General features: G+C 66.7%; 14 protein-coding genes and 1 riboswitch. Of the genes, 5 read left to right on the forward strand and 9 right to left on the reverse strand.

Features of this window, described 5'->3' with window-relative positions; translation table 11 throughout:
- Nucleotides 1–27: 27 nt before the first annotated feature.
- Nucleotides 28–1,674 (forward strand): chaperonin GroEL, encoded by a 1,647-nt coding sequence (groL, locus tag ACSLUQ_RS11745; RefSeq protein ID WP_417772349.1) that lies wholly within the window; start codon nucleotides 28–30, stop codon nucleotides 1,672–1,674.
- Nucleotides 1,675–1,757: 83 nt separating this feature from the next.
- A complete protein-coding gene (locus ACSLUQ_RS11750; RefSeq protein WP_417772348.1) occupies nucleotides 1,758–1,973 on the forward strand; it encodes a SlyX family protein in 216 nt (71 codons plus the stop codon).
- A gap of 31 nt (nucleotides 1,974–2,004) precedes the next feature.
- On the opposite strand, the gene ACSLUQ_RS11755 is transcribed toward ACSLUQ_RS11750, so the two are convergent.
- The gene (locus ACSLUQ_RS11755; protein ID WP_461808637.1) at nucleotides 2,005–3,150 is read right to left on the reverse strand and encodes a GGDEF domain-containing protein; all 1,146 of its coding nucleotides are present in this window, start codon (nucleotides 3,148–3,150) and stop codon (nucleotides 2,005–2,007) included.
- Nucleotides 3,151–3,564: 414 nt separating this feature from the next.
- On the opposite strand from ACSLUQ_RS11755, the gene ACSLUQ_RS11760 reads away from it, so the two are divergent.
- Together ACSLUQ_RS11760 and ACSLUQ_RS11765 are read left to right on the forward strand one after the other, a co-directional pair.
- Nucleotides 3,565–4,977 carry an MFS transporter gene (locus tag ACSLUQ_RS11760; protein ID WP_417772346.1) on the forward strand — a complete coding sequence of 471 codons (1,413 nt, stop codon included), beginning with the start codon at nucleotides 3,565–3,567 and terminating at the stop codon, nucleotides 4,975–4,977.
- 73 nt (nucleotides 4,978–5,050) lie between these two features.
- Nucleotides 5,051–5,184, forward strand: a riboswitch (SAM-I-IV-variant riboswitch).
- Between the two features lie 46 nt (nucleotides 5,185–5,230).
- Nucleotides 5,231–5,593 (forward strand): hypothetical protein, encoded by a 363-nt coding sequence (locus ACSLUQ_RS11765; protein WP_461808638.1) that lies wholly within the window; start codon nucleotides 5,231–5,233, stop codon nucleotides 5,591–5,593.
- Between the two features lie 4 nt (nucleotides 5,594–5,597).
- On the opposite strand, the gene yciA is transcribed toward ACSLUQ_RS11765, so the two are convergent.
- Nucleotides 5,598–6,008 (reverse strand): acyl-CoA thioester hydrolase YciA, encoded by a 411-nt coding sequence (yciA, locus tag ACSLUQ_RS11770; protein ID WP_417772344.1) that lies wholly within the window; start codon nucleotides 6,006–6,008, stop codon nucleotides 5,598–5,600.
- 278 nt (nucleotides 6,009–6,286) lie between these two features.
- On the opposite strand from yciA, the gene ACSLUQ_RS11775 reads away from it, so the two are divergent.
- Entirely contained in the window at nucleotides 6,287–7,747 is a 1,461-nt protein-coding gene (locus ACSLUQ_RS11775; protein ID WP_461808639.1) for an amidase, read from the forward strand.
- Between the two features lie 297 nt (nucleotides 7,748–8,044).
- Here ACSLUQ_RS11775 and ACSLUQ_RS11780 read toward each other — a convergent pair whose 3' ends face one another.
- From ACSLUQ_RS11780 to ACSLUQ_RS11810, 7 genes are all read right to left on the reverse strand, one after another.
- Nucleotides 8,045–8,914 carry an isocitrate lyase/PEP mutase family protein gene (locus tag ACSLUQ_RS11780; protein WP_461808640.1) on the reverse strand — a complete coding sequence of 290 codons (870 nt, stop codon included), beginning with the start codon at nucleotides 8,912–8,914 and terminating at the stop codon, nucleotides 8,045–8,047.
- Between the two features lie 66 nt (nucleotides 8,915–8,980).
- Entirely contained in the window at nucleotides 8,981–10,255 is a 1,275-nt protein-coding gene (locus ACSLUQ_RS11785) for a TRAP transporter large permease (protein ID WP_461808641.1), read from the reverse strand.
- A 5-nt stretch (nucleotides 10,256–10,260) separates the two neighbouring features.
- Entirely contained in the window at nucleotides 10,261–10,785 is a 525-nt protein-coding gene (locus ACSLUQ_RS11790; protein ID WP_461808642.1) for a TRAP transporter small permease, read from the reverse strand.
- Nucleotides 10,786–10,852: 67 nt separating this feature from the next.
- Nucleotides 10,853–11,851 carry a TRAP transporter substrate-binding protein gene (locus ACSLUQ_RS11795; RefSeq protein ID WP_417772339.1) on the reverse strand — a complete coding sequence of 333 codons (999 nt, stop codon included), beginning with the start codon at nucleotides 11,849–11,851 and terminating at the stop codon, nucleotides 10,853–10,855.
- A 391-nt stretch (nucleotides 11,852–12,242) separates the two neighbouring features.
- The gene (locus ACSLUQ_RS11800) at nucleotides 12,243–12,929 is read right to left on the reverse strand and encodes a DNA-3-methyladenine glycosylase I (RefSeq protein WP_417772338.1); all 687 of its coding nucleotides are present in this window, start codon (nucleotides 12,927–12,929) and stop codon (nucleotides 12,243–12,245) included.
- Nucleotides 12,930–13,116: 187 nt separating this feature from the next.
- A complete protein-coding gene (locus ACSLUQ_RS11805; protein ID WP_417772337.1) occupies nucleotides 13,117–13,812 on the reverse strand; it encodes a LutC/YkgG family protein in 696 nt (231 codons plus the stop codon).
- A complete protein-coding gene (locus ACSLUQ_RS11810) occupies nucleotides 13,809–15,254 on the reverse strand; it encodes a LutB/LldF family L-lactate oxidation iron-sulfur protein (RefSeq protein ID WP_417772336.1) in 1,446 nt (481 codons plus the stop codon). Before ACSLUQ_RS11810 ends, ACSLUQ_RS11805 begins: the two co-directional genes overlap by 4 nt.

The following is a 15,254-nucleotide window of genomic DNA, read 5'->3' on the forward strand; positions in this document are numbered from 1 at the left end:
GCGATTTTCTGTCAAGGAGACCTGAAAATGGCTGCCAAAGAAGTCAAGTTTTCCACTGATGCCCGCGACCGCATGCTGCGCGGCGTCGACATTCTCGCCAATGCCGTCAAGGTGACGCTCGGCCCCAAGGGCCGCAACGTCGTCATCGACAAGGCCTTCGGCGCTCCGCGTATCACCAAGGATGGTGTGTCGGTCGCCAAGGAAATCGAGCTTGAGGACAAGTTCGAGAACATGGGCGCGCAGATGCTGCGCGAAGTCGCGTCGAAGACCAACGACATCGCTGGCGACGGCACGACCACCGCGACCGTTCTGGCCCAGTCGATCGTCCGCGAGGGCGCCAAGTCGGTTGCCGCCGGCATGAACCCGATGGACCTGAAGCGTGGCGTCGACCTTGCCGCGGCTGCCGCCGTGAAGGACCTCGAGGCCCGCTCCAAGAAGATCTCCACCTCGGCCGAAGTGGCTCAGGTCGGCACGATCTCCGCCAACGGCGACACCCAGATCGGCGCCGACATCGCGGAAGCGATGCAGCGCGTCGGCAACGAGGGCGTGATCACCGTCGAGGAGGCCAAGTCGCTCGAGACCGAGCTTGAGGTCGTCGAGGGCATGCAGTTCGACCGCGGCTACCTGTCGCCGTACTTCGTGACCAACGCCGAGAAGATGGTCGCCGATCTCGAGAAGCCGTACATCCTGCTTCACGAGAAGAAGCTCTCCAACCTCCAGGCCCTGCTGCCGATCCTCGAGGCCGTCGTTCAGTCCAGCCGTCCGCTGCTGATCATCTCCGAGGACGTCGAAGGCGAGGCGCTTGCCACGCTCGTGGTCAACAAGCTGCGTGGCGGCCTGAAGATCGCTGCCGTCAAGGCTCCGGGCTTCGGCGATCGCCGCAAGGCCATGCTCGAGGACATCGCCATCCTGACGGGTGGCACGGTGATCTCCGAGGACCTCGGCATCAAGCTCGAGAGCGTCACGCTCGACATGCTCGGCACCGCCGAGAAGGTCGCCATCACCAAGGAGACCACCACGATCGTCGACGGTGCTGGTGACAAGGCCGACATCGAAGGCCGCGTCGCGCAGATCAAGGCGCAGATCGAGGAGACCACCTCTGACTACGACCGCGAGAAGCTCCAGGAGCGTCTTGCCAAGCTCGCTGGCGGCGTTGCCGTGATCCGCGTCGGCGGTGCCACCGAGGTTGAGGTCAAGGAAAAGAAGGACCGCGTCGACGACGCTCTCAACGCGACCCGCGCGGCCGTCGAAGAAGGCATCGTCCCGGGCGGCGGCGTCGCTCTCCTGCGCGCCAAGAAGGCCGTCGAGGCCCTGACCTCCGACAATCCGGACATCATGGCCGGCATCAAGATCGTGCTGCGCGCGCTTGAGGCTCCGATCCGCCAGATCGCCCAGAACGCGGGCGTCGAGGGTTCGATCGTGGTCGGCAAGATCCTCGAGAACAACGACGAGACCTTCGGCTTCAACGCCCAGACGGAGAAGTTCGTCAACATGGTCGAGTGCGGCATCATCGATCCGACCAAGGTCGTGCGCACGGCTCTCCAGGACGCGGCTTCGATCGCCGGCCTGCTGATCACGACCGAAGCCATGGTCGCCGAGATCCCGAAGAAGGACGGCGGCGCTCCGGCAATGCCGGGCGGCGGCATGGGCGGCATGGGCGGCATGGACTTCTAAGAAGTCCTTCCGACCGATATCAAGTGAATGGGCGGCCTCGTGCCGCCCATTCCGTTTGTGCGGCACCATCAAAGGAGCGCATGATGAACGACAGCGATACACGGGGCCGGATCGATCGGCTCGAGGAGCAGATCGCCCACCAGGAAAAGAGCCTGGAGGACCTCAACGAGGTTGTTACCCGCCAGGCAGACCTGATCGACGCGTTGACGCTGCAGTTGCGCCGGCTGAGCGAGCATGTCGAGGAAATCGAGGATCTTTCGGCGAACCCCACCCCGGTGGCCCGCCCGCCTCACTACTGACACGGCCGGGCGGCGGCGAGCGAAACCGCGCTCAGGCTGGCGTCGATTGCGGCGGAAGCGATCCGGCCCGGGGAGCCACACCGGGAGCGGCGGGAGCCGGCCGCGTGCGATCAGACACCTCCGCGCAATAGACGTCGACCCGGTTGCGGCCGCCGTATTTGGCTGCGTAGAGCGCCTTGTCGGCCTTGGCGATCACTTTCGAGAGCTCACCGTCCTCCGCCTCGAATTCGGCGACACCGATGCTGACGGTCAGATCGACAAGGGCGCGCCCCTCGTCCCGTTCGATGCCGAAGGGCGTGCCGGCGACTTCCCGGCACAGGCGCTCGCCAAGCTGACGCGCCTCCCCCGCGTCCGTATCGTGGAGTACGGCGATGAACTCCTCGCCTCCCCAACGCCCCACCACGTCCTGCTGCCCACGGACCAATTCGCGAAAGCGTGTGGCGAACTCGGCCAGAACCGCGTCGCCGGCCTCGTGCCCGTAGCGGTCGTTGATGCTCTTGAAGTTGTCGAGATCCGCCAGCAACACCACCATCGGACGGCGGTTTCTGCGGCCTGCCACGAACACCGGGCCGGTGCGTTCCTGCACGCTGCGCCGGTTTGCGAGCCCGGTCAGCGGATCCGTCGTCGCCATCTCGCGCAGCGCCGCCTGGGCGCGTTCCAGCGACATGGTCAAAAGTCCGACATAGAAGATCGTGCCGATCGCCTGATCGATGACGAAGATCGTGGCGAACTCATTGTCCGAATGCGCCTGGGCAGCTCCGGTGAGCAGGATCTCGACCAGCACGACAACAGCCACCATGCCGAACACGCCGGCATAGGTGGCAAGCGATGAGACGACGATGATGCGGGAGGGGAGCCAGGGTTCGCCGCGCCGCGCCACATAGGCACCCATCGCCCTCAGGCTGAAGAAGCTCAGGAGCAGCAGCGCCGGCAGGATGGCGATGTGGAAGGATCCGCTGGCAAGCCAGGCGCCAAGGTAGGCGGCTCCGGGCGCCAGCCCCGTCAAAAGCAGCCTGCGGATCGCATAGCTGTGCCCGAAGAAGCGCGCTCCACCGGCCGCGGCGAAGGCGATGCTGAATCCCAGGAACATGAAGGCCATCGCGGCCAACAGCGGCTCGCTCTCATAAAGCCCCCACCCGCCGTAGATGATCGAGATACCGGCGCAGCTTGCCACCATCCCGGCTGTCCAGTGACGGAACGCGGCCGTCGCCGGTCCGCGAAAGCAGGCAATCAGGAAAAGCAAGACAAAAGCCAGTCGGGCGGACAAGCTCGCGAACTGTAACGTAGAGATATCGAGCATCAGGTCCTTGCCGTATCTTTCCCTGGTCCCCGTTACGATCAAACCACCGCAGCATACCCTGCCTTCGAGGCCGCAGCACCATAATTCACTGTAATTTGTACCTAGGAATTTCACGCCGGCATATAATATTCGAAAAATCTTTCCGTAACTGTTTGATCTATCCGCCGATCATTTATCGGCATATCGGGCAGCGGTGTGGCGGTGGCCGGAGAATTTGCTAGGGTCGGTCCGGCGTGGTGCTTCGTCGCGAACCACGCCGGACCGAACCCACGCAAGGCACCGCATCCCACCATGGCTCACATCATCCCGATCGCGGCGCTTCTTGCCGGTTCCGCCCTGCTCCTGATGGCGGGAGGACTGCACGGCCTGCTGCTGCCGCTGCGCGGCTCGATCGAGGGTTTCAGCGACACCTCCCTCGGTCTGCTAGGTACAGGCTGGGCCATCGGCTATATCGCCGGCTGCGTGCTCACTCCGGTGACCGTATCGCGAGTCGGGCACATCCGCACCTTCGGCGTCCTGTGTTCGCTCGCCGGCATCGTGGTGCTTCTCAACCTGGTTTTCATGCACCCGCTTGCCTGGGTTCCGCTCAGGGCGATCTCCGGCTTCTGCTTCGCCGGCGGGGCGATGGTGGTGGAGAGCTGGCTCAACGAGCGGGCGACGCCGGACACGCGCGGGCGGATCTTCGGCTTCTACACGATGATCAATCTCGGGGCGACGACCGCCGGGCAGATGCTGCTGACCGTGGGCGACCCGCGGGGCTACCTGTTTTTCGTCATTGGCTCGATCATCTATTCGCTGGCACTGCTGCCGACGGCGCTTTCCACCGCCGTGCAGCCGGTTCCCCTGGCGCGCGTGCGTCTCGATGTGCGCGCACTCTGGCACCATTCGCCGATCGCCGTCGTCGGCGTCGTGCTGATCGGCATTTCCAACAGCGCCTTTGGCACGCTCGGCGCGGTCTACGGCCGCAACATCGGCCTGGCCATCTCCGACATCGCCACGATGATGTCGGTGGCGCTGCTTGCCGGCTCGCTGATCCAGATCCCCGTCGGCATGCTGTCGGACCGCATGGACCGGCGCGTCGTGCTCATCGGGCTCGCCTGCGCCGGCAGCGCCATCGGCGCCATGCTGAGCTTCGCCGCCAGCTTCCCACCCGTCGCCATCATTGCGCTGATCGGCGGTTTCGGCGGCATGGTCTATTCGATGTATCCGGTGATTGTCGCCCATGCCAACGACCACGCGCCGAACGGCGAGTTCCTGAAGACCAGCGGCGGCCTGCTGCTGCTCTACGGTGTCGGCTCGGTCGTCGGCCCGCTGTTCGCCGCCGTGATGATGGAAATGACCACGGCCGCCGGGCTTTTCATCGTGACCTCCGCCGCCCATGCGCTGATCATCGGTTTCGCCGCATGGCGCATCACCCAGCGCAAGGCGCTGTCGACGGACGACAAGGAAGACTTCGTCGCCATGGCCGCCGGCGGTCGCCTGACCACGCCGGAAGCCCTCGCGCTCGACCCGCGCACGGAGGAGGGCGAGATCGAGGAAAGCCAGCCCGACGCCGAGACCGACGAGCCTCAGGAAACGGAGTTCGAGGCCGGCCTCGACGACATGCCGCCGCAGGAAAGCGAGCCCGAAACGGAGGCCGACACAGCCCCTGACGAGGACCACGCCCCGACGACGGACGACACGAAGCCGCCGACCGGCGCGTGACACCCTGCCCCAGCTGGCGGCGCGGGCGGACGTACCCCGCACTTGCACCGCCTCGCCCGCCGTGGCATAGAAGCTCCATCATCAAGAGAAGGGCTGGCGCCCTCGCCAACCTGCCCGACCGGGCAAGGTGGTCTCCCTGACCGGGGTCCCTCGCGGGAACCCGAACTTGGGGATGGGGTCGCGAAAGCGACAACCAAACGGTCGAACCGAAACTGCGCCAGTCCTCCTCGGGAAACCGATGGAGGATTTTTTAATGTCGACACCGCTTGCACCGGAGCACGACGCTCCCCGCCCGCAACGTCCGCGGCCATGCGCGCTCAAGACAGATCCCGCCAGCTCCCTTGCGCCAGCTCCGACGCCGAGCTTCGCGGAACTGCGGGTGCTCGCCGCCGGCGCCGCACTCGGCGTGCGGGCAAACGCGAACGCCGGCCCCGGCCTTTCGCAGGTCGAACGCCGGCGGCGCATCGAGGCCCTTCTTGCGCTCTGGCAGACAGGCTGCCGCAGCGTGATCGACGAGGCTCTCTACACCGACCTCGCAGCCCGCCATCCCGAGCTTGCCGCCCTTGTGCGGACCCGCCTGCGCCGACGGGCGCGCGGTTCGCGCGCCCACGGCTGATCCGTCAGGCGTCGGCCGGCTCCTCGGGGGGAACAGGCACCGGGCGACCGTCGTCATCGACGGCGACGAAGGTGAAGACCGCGTCGGTGACCTTGACCCGGTCGCCCCGGCGCTGCCGGCGAACCCAGGCCTCGATCTCCGCCTTGAGCGAGGTGCGCCCGACCCCGACGATGCGGCAATAGACGCAAAGCACGTCGCCGACGTGGACCGGGCGGATGAAGGTCATCCGGTCGACGGAGATCGTCACGACCCGCCCGCCGGCGCGTTCTCCGCAGGCTATGCCGCCCGCCAGATCCATCTGCGACAGCACCCAGCCGCCAAAGATGTCGCCGGACGCGTTGGTGTCGGCGGGCATGGCCATGGTGCGCAGGGTGAGTTCGCCCTTCGGGCTTTCGCTTTCGTCTGTCTCGCTCACTGATCTTCTCTTCCGGTTGGGTCTGGCCACCTTGTCTGGGAAGAGGCAAGCTTACAGGCGGGACGCGGCCTTGCCCACCCGGCGCCACGCCATGATCCCCCGCTACGGGGCGGCCTTGCGCGCCCGCGCCGGGCTTGGCAAGCCGCGATGTGCGTGGGAAAGTCGGCGTCCTTCCTGTCCGCGGCCGACGCCATGCCGGCGGCGCGCCCCTTCATCCAGCCCCCGCCTTTCCAGAACGCCCCGCTTTCCAGAACCATGCCGAGAGAAAACCAGCAGCCATGACGACCTCAGCCCTTCCGACTGATCTTCACGAGTTCAGCGCCCGCGCCCTGTCGCGCGCGATCCACCGGCGGGAGGTTTCCGCGCGCGAACTGATGCAGGCGACACTGACGCGCATTGCGCGGATCAATCCCGAGATCAACGCCGTCATCTCGCTTCGCGACGAGGACGCGCTTTTGAAGGAAGCGGAACAGGCCGACGCCGAACTGGCGCAGGGACGCTCGCGCGGCGTGCTGCACGGCTTTCCCCATGCGGTGAAGGATCTGGCCATGACCGCCGGCATTCCCACAACCATGGGCTCGCCGGTCTTTGCCAGGCAGATCCCGGCGGAGGATGCGACCCATGTGGCGCGGTTGCGCTCCGCCGGTGCGATCCTGATCGGCAAGACCAACACGCCGGAGTTCGGTCTCGGCTCGCATACCTACAACCCGCTGCACGGCGCGACGCTCAACCCCTACGACCGGACACGCTCGGCCGGCGGGTCGAGCGGCGGCGCGGCGGCCGCGCTCGCCGCCCGGCTGCTGCCGCTTGCCGACGGCTCGGACATGATGGGCTCGCTGCGCAATCCGGCAGGGTTCTGCAATGTCCTTGGTCTGCGGCCGAGCTACGGGCGCGTGCCATCCGGCCCCGCCCCGGAACTCTTCATGGACAGCATGGCGACGGACGGGCCGATGGCGCGCTCGGTCGGCGATCTCGCCCTGCTGCTGTCGCTGCAGGCCGGTCATGATCCCTCAGCGCCCCAGTCACTGCCTGGCGACGGCACCGAGTTTGCCGCGCTGGTCGACCAGCCGGCGGCGGCAAGCCTCAAGGGGGTCAGGATCGGCTGGCTCGGCGACTTCGGCGGCCACCTCGCCATGGAAGACGGGGTGCTCGATCTCGACCGGCGGGCGCTCGAGGTTTTCTCCGGCCTCGGCGCCGAGGTGGAGCACGCATCGCTCGGCTTCGATGCCGAGCGCATCTGGCAGGCCTGGACCGACCTCAGGAGCTGGCGCGTGGCCGGCAAGCTCGGTCCGATCCTCGATGCGCCCGCCACCCGCGATGCGCTGAAGCCGGAGGCGGTCTGGGAGGTGGAGCGTGGCCGGGCACTGTCGCTCGCGCGCATCGAGGAGGCGAGCCAGACCCGCAGCGCCTGGTACCGGGCGGCGATGCGCCTGTTCGAGCGCCACGACTTCCTGGCGGCCCCCGTCGCACAGGTCTTTCCCTTCGACGTGACCCTTGCCTGGCCGAAGGAGATCGCCGGCCGGACGATGGACACTTATCACCGCTGGATGGAATGCGTTGTCCCCGCGAGCCTGCTCGGCCTGCCGGCAATCTCGTTGCCCGCCGGCTTTGGTGGCGGCGGTCTTCCCGCCGGCCTTCAGCTCATCGGCCGGCCGCGCGACGATATCGGCCTGCTGAAGATCGCGTCGGCCTATGAGGCGGCGACGGACTGGCTCGGCCAGGCACCGGATCTCGGCTGACGAAAGGGCATTGGCAAGAAAAAGGAGGTCGCTCTCGGGGGAAGAGCGACCTCCGCTGCGGGCTGCTACCGTGTTGAACCTCCCGCACGAGAGAGGCGTGGGGTAGGCGGCGGGATCGGGTGGTGACGTCCGCAGCCGTGCCTCTCTCTGGCGCATTACGCGAGGGGAGGTCGGCTGGATCACAATCCGGTCGCGGCGATGGCGCTCCTGATACAATCCGGCTTGCGCGCAACACATGTTTTCGAAAATTACGCGCGATATTGCAGGAAATGCAGGCCCTGAAGCGGAAATGCCGCGTCAGTCGCGGCGGTCGGTGTAGCGCGCCTCTTCCTCGTAATAGGCGTCGAAGCCGACCGCCTTGCGCAGGTCGGCGAAGTCGAGAAGCAGGTCGTCGGGATGGCGCCCGTCCTTCATCACCGCCAGCGCCTGCTGCATCGCCCGCGTCACCGCCGAAAGCAGCGTCAGGGGATAGGCGGCGAGCCGGAAGCCGATGCGCGCCAGTTCGGCATGGGAGAGAAGCGGCGTCGCGCCGCCCTCGACAAGGTTTGCCATGTGCCAGGCCGGCACCTCCCGGCAGATCGTCTCCATCTCCTCCACGCTTTGCGGCGCCTCGACGAAGAGAATGTCGGCACCCGCTTCCCGGAACAGCCGCGCCCGTTCCAGCGCCTCGTCGAGCCCGTGACCGTGGCGCGCGTCGGTGCGCGCCAGGATGAGGATATCCTGCCCTTCCTCGCGCGCGTCGACCGCCGCCTTGACCCGGTTTACCGCCTCCGCGCGGTCGACGACGAGCTTGCCCTTGGTGTGGCCGCAACGCTTGGGCGCGACCTGATCCTCGATCATCACGCAGGCCAGCCCCGCCTGGGCATAGCCCTTCACCGTGCGCTTGACGTTGAGGGCATTGCCATAGCCCGTATCGCCATCGCCGATGACGAGCGCCGAGGTCGCGGCGGCGACATTGCGGGCGGTGTCGACCATCTCCGCGTAGGAGATCAGGCCGGTGTCTGGCTGGCCTATGCGGGTCGCGGAGACCGCGAAACCGGACATGAAAGTGACGGGGAAACCGGCCTCTCCGATCAGCCGGGCGGAGAGGCCGTCGAAGCAGCAGGGCATCGGCGTGAACGGCGTCGTCTCGAGATGGGCGCGAAGGCGCGCGGCGGGCGTGGTCATGGGGGCACTCGTGCGGGCTGCGTCGTGGCGGGGTTCGCGCGGGCGACATTCGCGCCCGCGCGGGGTTCACATCCTGAAGGGAATATAGAGGACAAGATCGGTCCAGAAGAAGAGGATGACGACGCTCGCCAGCATGATCACAAGGAAGGGCCAGACGCCGGTCGAGACCTCCCCCATGGTCGCTTTCCCGACCGCCTGGATCACATAGAGATTGAGCCCGACGGGCGGCGTGATCAGCGCGCATTCCACCATGATGACGAAGAAAACGCCGAACCACACGGGGTCAATCCCCAGCCCGAGCAGCGCGCCGGAGAGCACCGGCACCATGATCAGCATCATCGACAGGGCCTCCAGGAAGAGCCCCATGACGAGCAGCACCAGCGCGACCACGAGAACGAACAGGCCGGCGGTGGATATGTGCTCGGACAGGAACAGCGAGATGTCCTGAGGGATGCGGTAGAGGGTGATCGCCTTGCCGAAGACCTTGGCGCCGGCAACGATGAGCAGGATGGCGACCGTCGTCGTCATCGCCTCCAGCACCGCATCGCGCAGCTTTGGCCAGTCGAGGGTCCGCAGCACCACCCCGACAACGAACAGCGCCCCGAGGAAACCGATCGCCGCCGCCTCGGTCGGAGTGAAGGCACCAAGATAGATGCCGGAGATGACGAAGGCCGCAAGCAGCGCCGTCGGCAGGGCGCGCAGCGCCGTTTGCCAGCGCTCGCGCCAGCTCGCCCGCGGGCTCGGCTGATAGTCGGAGGCGAAGCTGGCATAGACCACCGACCACAGGATGAAGAGGCCCATGAGAAGCAGGCCCGGCCCGATGCCGGCGAGAAACAGCGCGATGATCGATTCCTCGGTGATCACGCCATAGACGATCATCGGGATCGACGGCGGGATGAGGATGCCGAGCGTGCCGCCGGCGGCAAGCAGCCCGAGGACGAAACGGCGGGGATAGCCCCGCGCCGTCATTTCCGGAATCGCCACCGTGCCGATGGTCGCCGCGGTGGCGACCGAGGACCCGGAGATTGCCGCGAAGATGCCGCACGACAGGATCGTGGCGATCGCCAGACCGCCCGGCCAGTGGCCGACCCAGGCCTGGACGGCGGCGAAGAGATCGCGTCCGACGCCGCCCTTCAGCAACACGTTCGACATCAGCAGGAAGAGCGGCACCGAGATCAGCACGAAATTGTCTGCCGAGGACAACAGGCCCTGCGGCACCATCAGCGGCGAGAAGCCGCCCAGGGTCAGCAACCCCAGCCCGAGCCCGGCAAGCGCGAAGGCGACCGGGATGCCGGCGAGCAGCAGGGAGAAGAGCGCGACGAGGATAAGCAGCGTCACCATGGCCGTCAGTGCCCCGGATGCCGGGGAGAAGGCAGGCCGCCCTCCCCGTCCTGGCGCGGCGGAGCAAGAGCAACGCGCGCGGCCTCGAGGAGCGCCTGCACGGCAAGCAGCAGGAAGCAGGCCGGCAGCGATGCCTGTCCCCACCAGGCGGGGAGATCGAGCATCGAGCCTGTCGTGCGCCCTCGTTCGAAGGAGTTCAGCGCGATGCCGCCGCCGTCCTTGACGACGACCAGCGCAAGGGCGGCAATGAAGAGCAGCGCGAAGACCTCCTGCCAGCGCCGCACCTCAGGCGGCAAAAGGTCGGTCACCAGCGTGATCGAGATATGCTGGCGGCGATGCACCAGCAGCGCCGCGCCGCCGAAGGTCGCCCAGACGAGAAACAGCCGCGACAGTTCCTCCGCCCAGATCGTCGGAGCGATGAAGACGTAGCGCATCACCACCTCGTAGCCCAGCATCAGGGCAATGGCGAAATAGGCCCATCCGGCCAGCGTCCCGACAAAGAGGGACACCCGGTCGATCGCACGCAGCATGGCGGATCCATCATCGAGAGGGGATACGCCGGCGGCAGACCGCCGCCGGCGCGGGATGCGGAGGGGATCAGTTCCGGAAGGCCCGGGCGGCGGCAAGCACCTTCTCGCCGAGCGCGCCGGCATCGGCCTTGTACTGGTCGTAAACCGGCTGGGCGTCGGCAAGCCAGGTCTCGACCTCCGCGTCGGAAAGCGCGTAGACCTTCATGCCGTTTGCTTCGGCCGCCTTGTAGGCTTCCTGCTCGATGGAGGACATGCGGTCGCGCACGTCCTTCTCGGCATAGCGCGCCGCCTCGGTGATCCAGGCCCGGTGCTGCTCGGGAAGCCCCTGCCAGAAGTCGTCGTTGACCACGACAATGAACTCGATGTCGGCGTTGTTGGTGACCGTGATCGTGTCCATCACCTCCCACAGGCGCCGGCTCTTGACGCCGGAAACACCGGTCATGCCGACGTCGACCGTGCCGCGCTGATAGGCGATATACTGCTCCGAGCCGGAGATCAGCGTCGGCGCGCCGCCCGCCGCCTTGATCCACTCGCCGAGCGTCTTGCCGAAGACACGGACCTTCTTGCCCTTGAGATCGGCGGGCGTGCGGATCGGCTCGCCGTTCGACAGCAACACCGAGCCGCCATAGGCCTGCCACCAGAGCACACGGCCTCCGGTCTCGAGGATCGCCTCGTCGAGCGGCCCGCGCACGGGGCTGTCGGGTGCCACGGCCTTGCGCACCAGTTCCTCGCTGTTGAGCAGGAAGGGCAGGTAGAAGAGATCGACGGCAGGAACGTCGCCGACATAGCGCGTCAGCGAGGCGACACCCATCTCGATGGCACCGGAGCCGACGGCCTCGGGCACCTCGTTGTCCTTGTAGAGCTGGGCGGAATCATAGATCTCGACGGCGATCTCGCCCTTCGAGATTTCCTCCACCTTCTCCTTGAAAACGCTGACGTTCTCACCGAGATGGCTCTTCAGTGGAAGCTGCAGCGTGATGCGCAGCGTGGTCGTCTCGGCCATGGCGGCGGAAACGGAAAAGGCGAGGCCGGCGGCAAGGCCGACCGCAAGACGAATAAGCTTCATGTTCTCCTCCCAGAGCGCGTGTCGCGCCTTCTTTCAGGGCGCTCTCCGCGTTGCATGCCGCGAGACCGCCGGCTTTCCGGCCCCTCGCGCTCTCCCGCTTCCGGCCGGTGTCCTCCCTGCCGGTGTCATCGCGATCAGTGTTGTCCCGGTCAGCGTCGTCCCAGTCAGCGACATCACAGGCAGCGTCCTCATCGCTGCCCGTCTGTCGCACTGCCTGACCGTCGCGCCGCCGGGCCCCGGTTTCTCTCCGGAACCTGGAAGCTGGCGACAACAGACATGACGGACCGACTTCCGAAAACACGATGACGGTAGACGACTCCGCCAGCCTTACGCAACTCCTTCCCTGCATCTTCTACGGATGACCAAGATCATCTGCCGGAGCCCGGCGATTTCAACCAGCGGAAACCGATGGACGGGAGAGCGCGTTTCGCGCCTCCTCGACGGCCTCGCGGACGCAGCACCCCTCGAGATGATCGTTGACCATGCCCATCGCCTGCATGAAGGCATAGACCGTCGTCGGACCGACAAAGCTCCAGCCGCGTTTCTTGAGATCCTTCGAGATTGCCCTGGAGGTCTCCGTCTGCCCGAGAACCGACAAGGTGGCATGGTCACAGCGCTCGGGACGGTCTTCCGGCGCGGGCTCGAACGACCAGAAATAGGCGGCAAGCGAGCCCTTCTCCGCCACCAGTTCAAGTGCCCGCTGCGCGTTGTTGATTGTCGAGACGATCTTGCCGCGATGGCGCACGATGCCGGCATCGGCAAGCAGCCGCTCGATGTCGGCATCGCCGAATTGCGCGACCTGCGCCAGGTCGAAACCGGCGAAGGCGGCGCGGAAATTCTCGCGTTTGCGCAGGATCGTCAGCCACGAGAGACCGGACTGAAAGCCCTCGAGGCAGATCTTTTCGAACAACCGGCAGTCATCCGTCACCGGCCGGCCCCACTCCTCATCGTGATAGCTCAGATAGTCCGGCTTGTTGCCGTGCCACCAGCAGCGCAGACGACCGTCCTCGCCCCGGATCAGACCGGCTGGAACCTGCTGCTCCTGGCGATCTCCCGCCGTTCCATTCGTCTCGCTCACGCCTTCGTCCTTTTCTCCAAGCCGCATTGCGCGCATGACTTTTCCCGCCCCTCCCCGACAGCGTCGAGCGGAGGGGGAAGATGTCGTTCCCTTTTTGTTCATGATACAGAGCCATCGTCGGCCGTGCAAGGCGATGACGCGGCGCGCTGGCGCCGCGTCTGCTCCGACATGTGGCCTCCAGGCCGCCTCACGCGGTGCCGAAAGTCGCCTTATCCACCACGATGATGTGCAGAGCGCGCGGCCCGTGGGCCCCCAGGAGCAGGGTTTGCTCGATGTCGGCCGAGCGCGACGGGCCGGTGATCATGTTGACCGTGCGCGGCATGACGCCCTTGCCGAAGCGGGCGCGAACGCGGTCCCAAAGGCTCTCGTAGTCGCCAGCGACATCTTCGGCCGCAAGCACCACGATGTGATGCTCGGGAAGGAAGTTGAGCGTGGTCGGATTGTCGCGGCCGGAGGTCAGCATCAGCGTTCCGGTCTCCGCGACGCCTCCCAGCGCATGCGAGACGGTCGCGAGATCTGAGCCTTCCGCCCGCCCCTCGTCGACCTCGAGCTGCTTCTGTTCCGCCCAGGGCATGGTCGCCAGGAACGGATCGGCACCGTGGCGAATGCGGGCGGGCAGGTTCTTGTCCTTCAGATAATCGCTGACCGCCTTCGGCACGTCGGCGGGAGCGGCGACGCGCGCAACCGTCGCCTGGACCGCGCCGGCCATGTTGCAGAAGAGATCGACGAGGGCCGCACCCTCAAGCCTGCCTCGCGCGGGGATCAGTCCGCGCGGCGCGCGCTGGAGACGGTCGGCAACGGCGGCGCGCCGCGCCGGGTCATCGCCTTTTTGTCCCATGGAGGCGCGCATGCGCGCCAGGATGGATGCCTTGGCGTCGCTCATGCGGCCCTCCTTTTTCCGGCCGGGGCCGCGCCCCGCTCGCGCGCCCAGCGCGCCTGGAACGTCTCGCCCTCCGGGGCGGGAAAGTCACGGTGCCTGGTCCAGCCGCCGGCAAGCGGCAGGGAGGCGAAGCGGCCGCTCCCCTTGCCGAACCAGCCGAGAAGACCGGCCGCGATCCGGGTTGCGCGCTGGTACAGCGCCGGACGGCGTGCAAGCCAGGCCCACAGCGCGAGACCGTAGCGGGCGGCCGCGGGATTGAGATTGCGCGAGAACTCCCGCTCGCGCCAGTGACGCATCATCTTGGGCAAGGGGATACGCATCGGGCAGACGCTCTCGCAGCGCCCGCAGAAGGTCGAGGCGTTGGGCAGGTGGCCCGACTGGTCGACGCCGATCAGCGAGGGGGTCAGCACCGCGCCCATGGGGCCGGGATAGACCCAGCCGTAAGCATGGCCACCGACCGCGTGATAGACGGGGCAATGGTTCATGCAGGCGCCGCAGCGGATGCAGCGCAGCATCTCCTCGAACTCGGTGCCGAGCATCGACGAGCGACCGTTGTCGAGCAGGACGACGTGGTAGTCCTCCGGCCCGTCCGGGTCCTCCGCCCGGCGCGGGCCGGTGGAGACGGTGGTGTAGACCGACATGTCCTGGCCGGTGGCGGAGCGCGCCAGCACCCGCAGCAGCTGCGAGAGGTCCTCGAGCGTCGGCACGATCTTCTCGATCGAGGCGACGACCACATGGGTCTTCGGCAGGATCTGGGTGAGATCGCCATTGCCCTCGTTGGTGACGATGACGGAGCTGCCCGTCTCGGCGACGAGGAAATTGGCACCGGTGATGCCGATGTCCGCCTGGAAATACTTCTCGCGCAGGACCGAGCGCGCCTCGCTCAGCAGCGTGGTCGCCTCCTCGAGGTTGCGGCCCGGATCGAACTGGGTGTGGACACGGCGGAAGTCGGCCTCCACCTGATCCTTGTTGACGTGCACCGCCGGGGCAATGATGTGGCTCGGATGCTCGCCACGCAGCTGGATGATGTATTCGCCGAGATCGGTCTCGACCGGCGTCACCGAATGGCTTTCGAGAAAGGCGTTGAGGCCGATCTCCTCGGTGATCATCGACTTGCCCTTGGTGACCGTGCGCGCGCCCTTCTGCTTGCACAGATCGAGAATGATGCGGCGGGCCTCCTCCGCGTCTTGCGCGAAATGAACGTGGCCGCCGGCCGCCTCGACCTTTTCCGCGTAGGCCTCGAGATAGAGGTCAAGATGAGCAAGAACGTGGTTCTTGATGTCGCGCGCGTTGTCGCGCAGCGCGTCGAACTCCGGCAGTGCCGCCGCCGCCTTCGCGCGCTTGCCGATGAAGCCGGAGCGCACGTTGCCGAGCGCGCGCTGCAGCGACTGGTCGTGCAGCGCCTCGCGGGCATTTTCCCTGAACTGCGGTGACGTGATCCGCAT

It is taken from the genome of Stappia sp. ICDLI1TA098 (genome assembly GCF_054880955.1).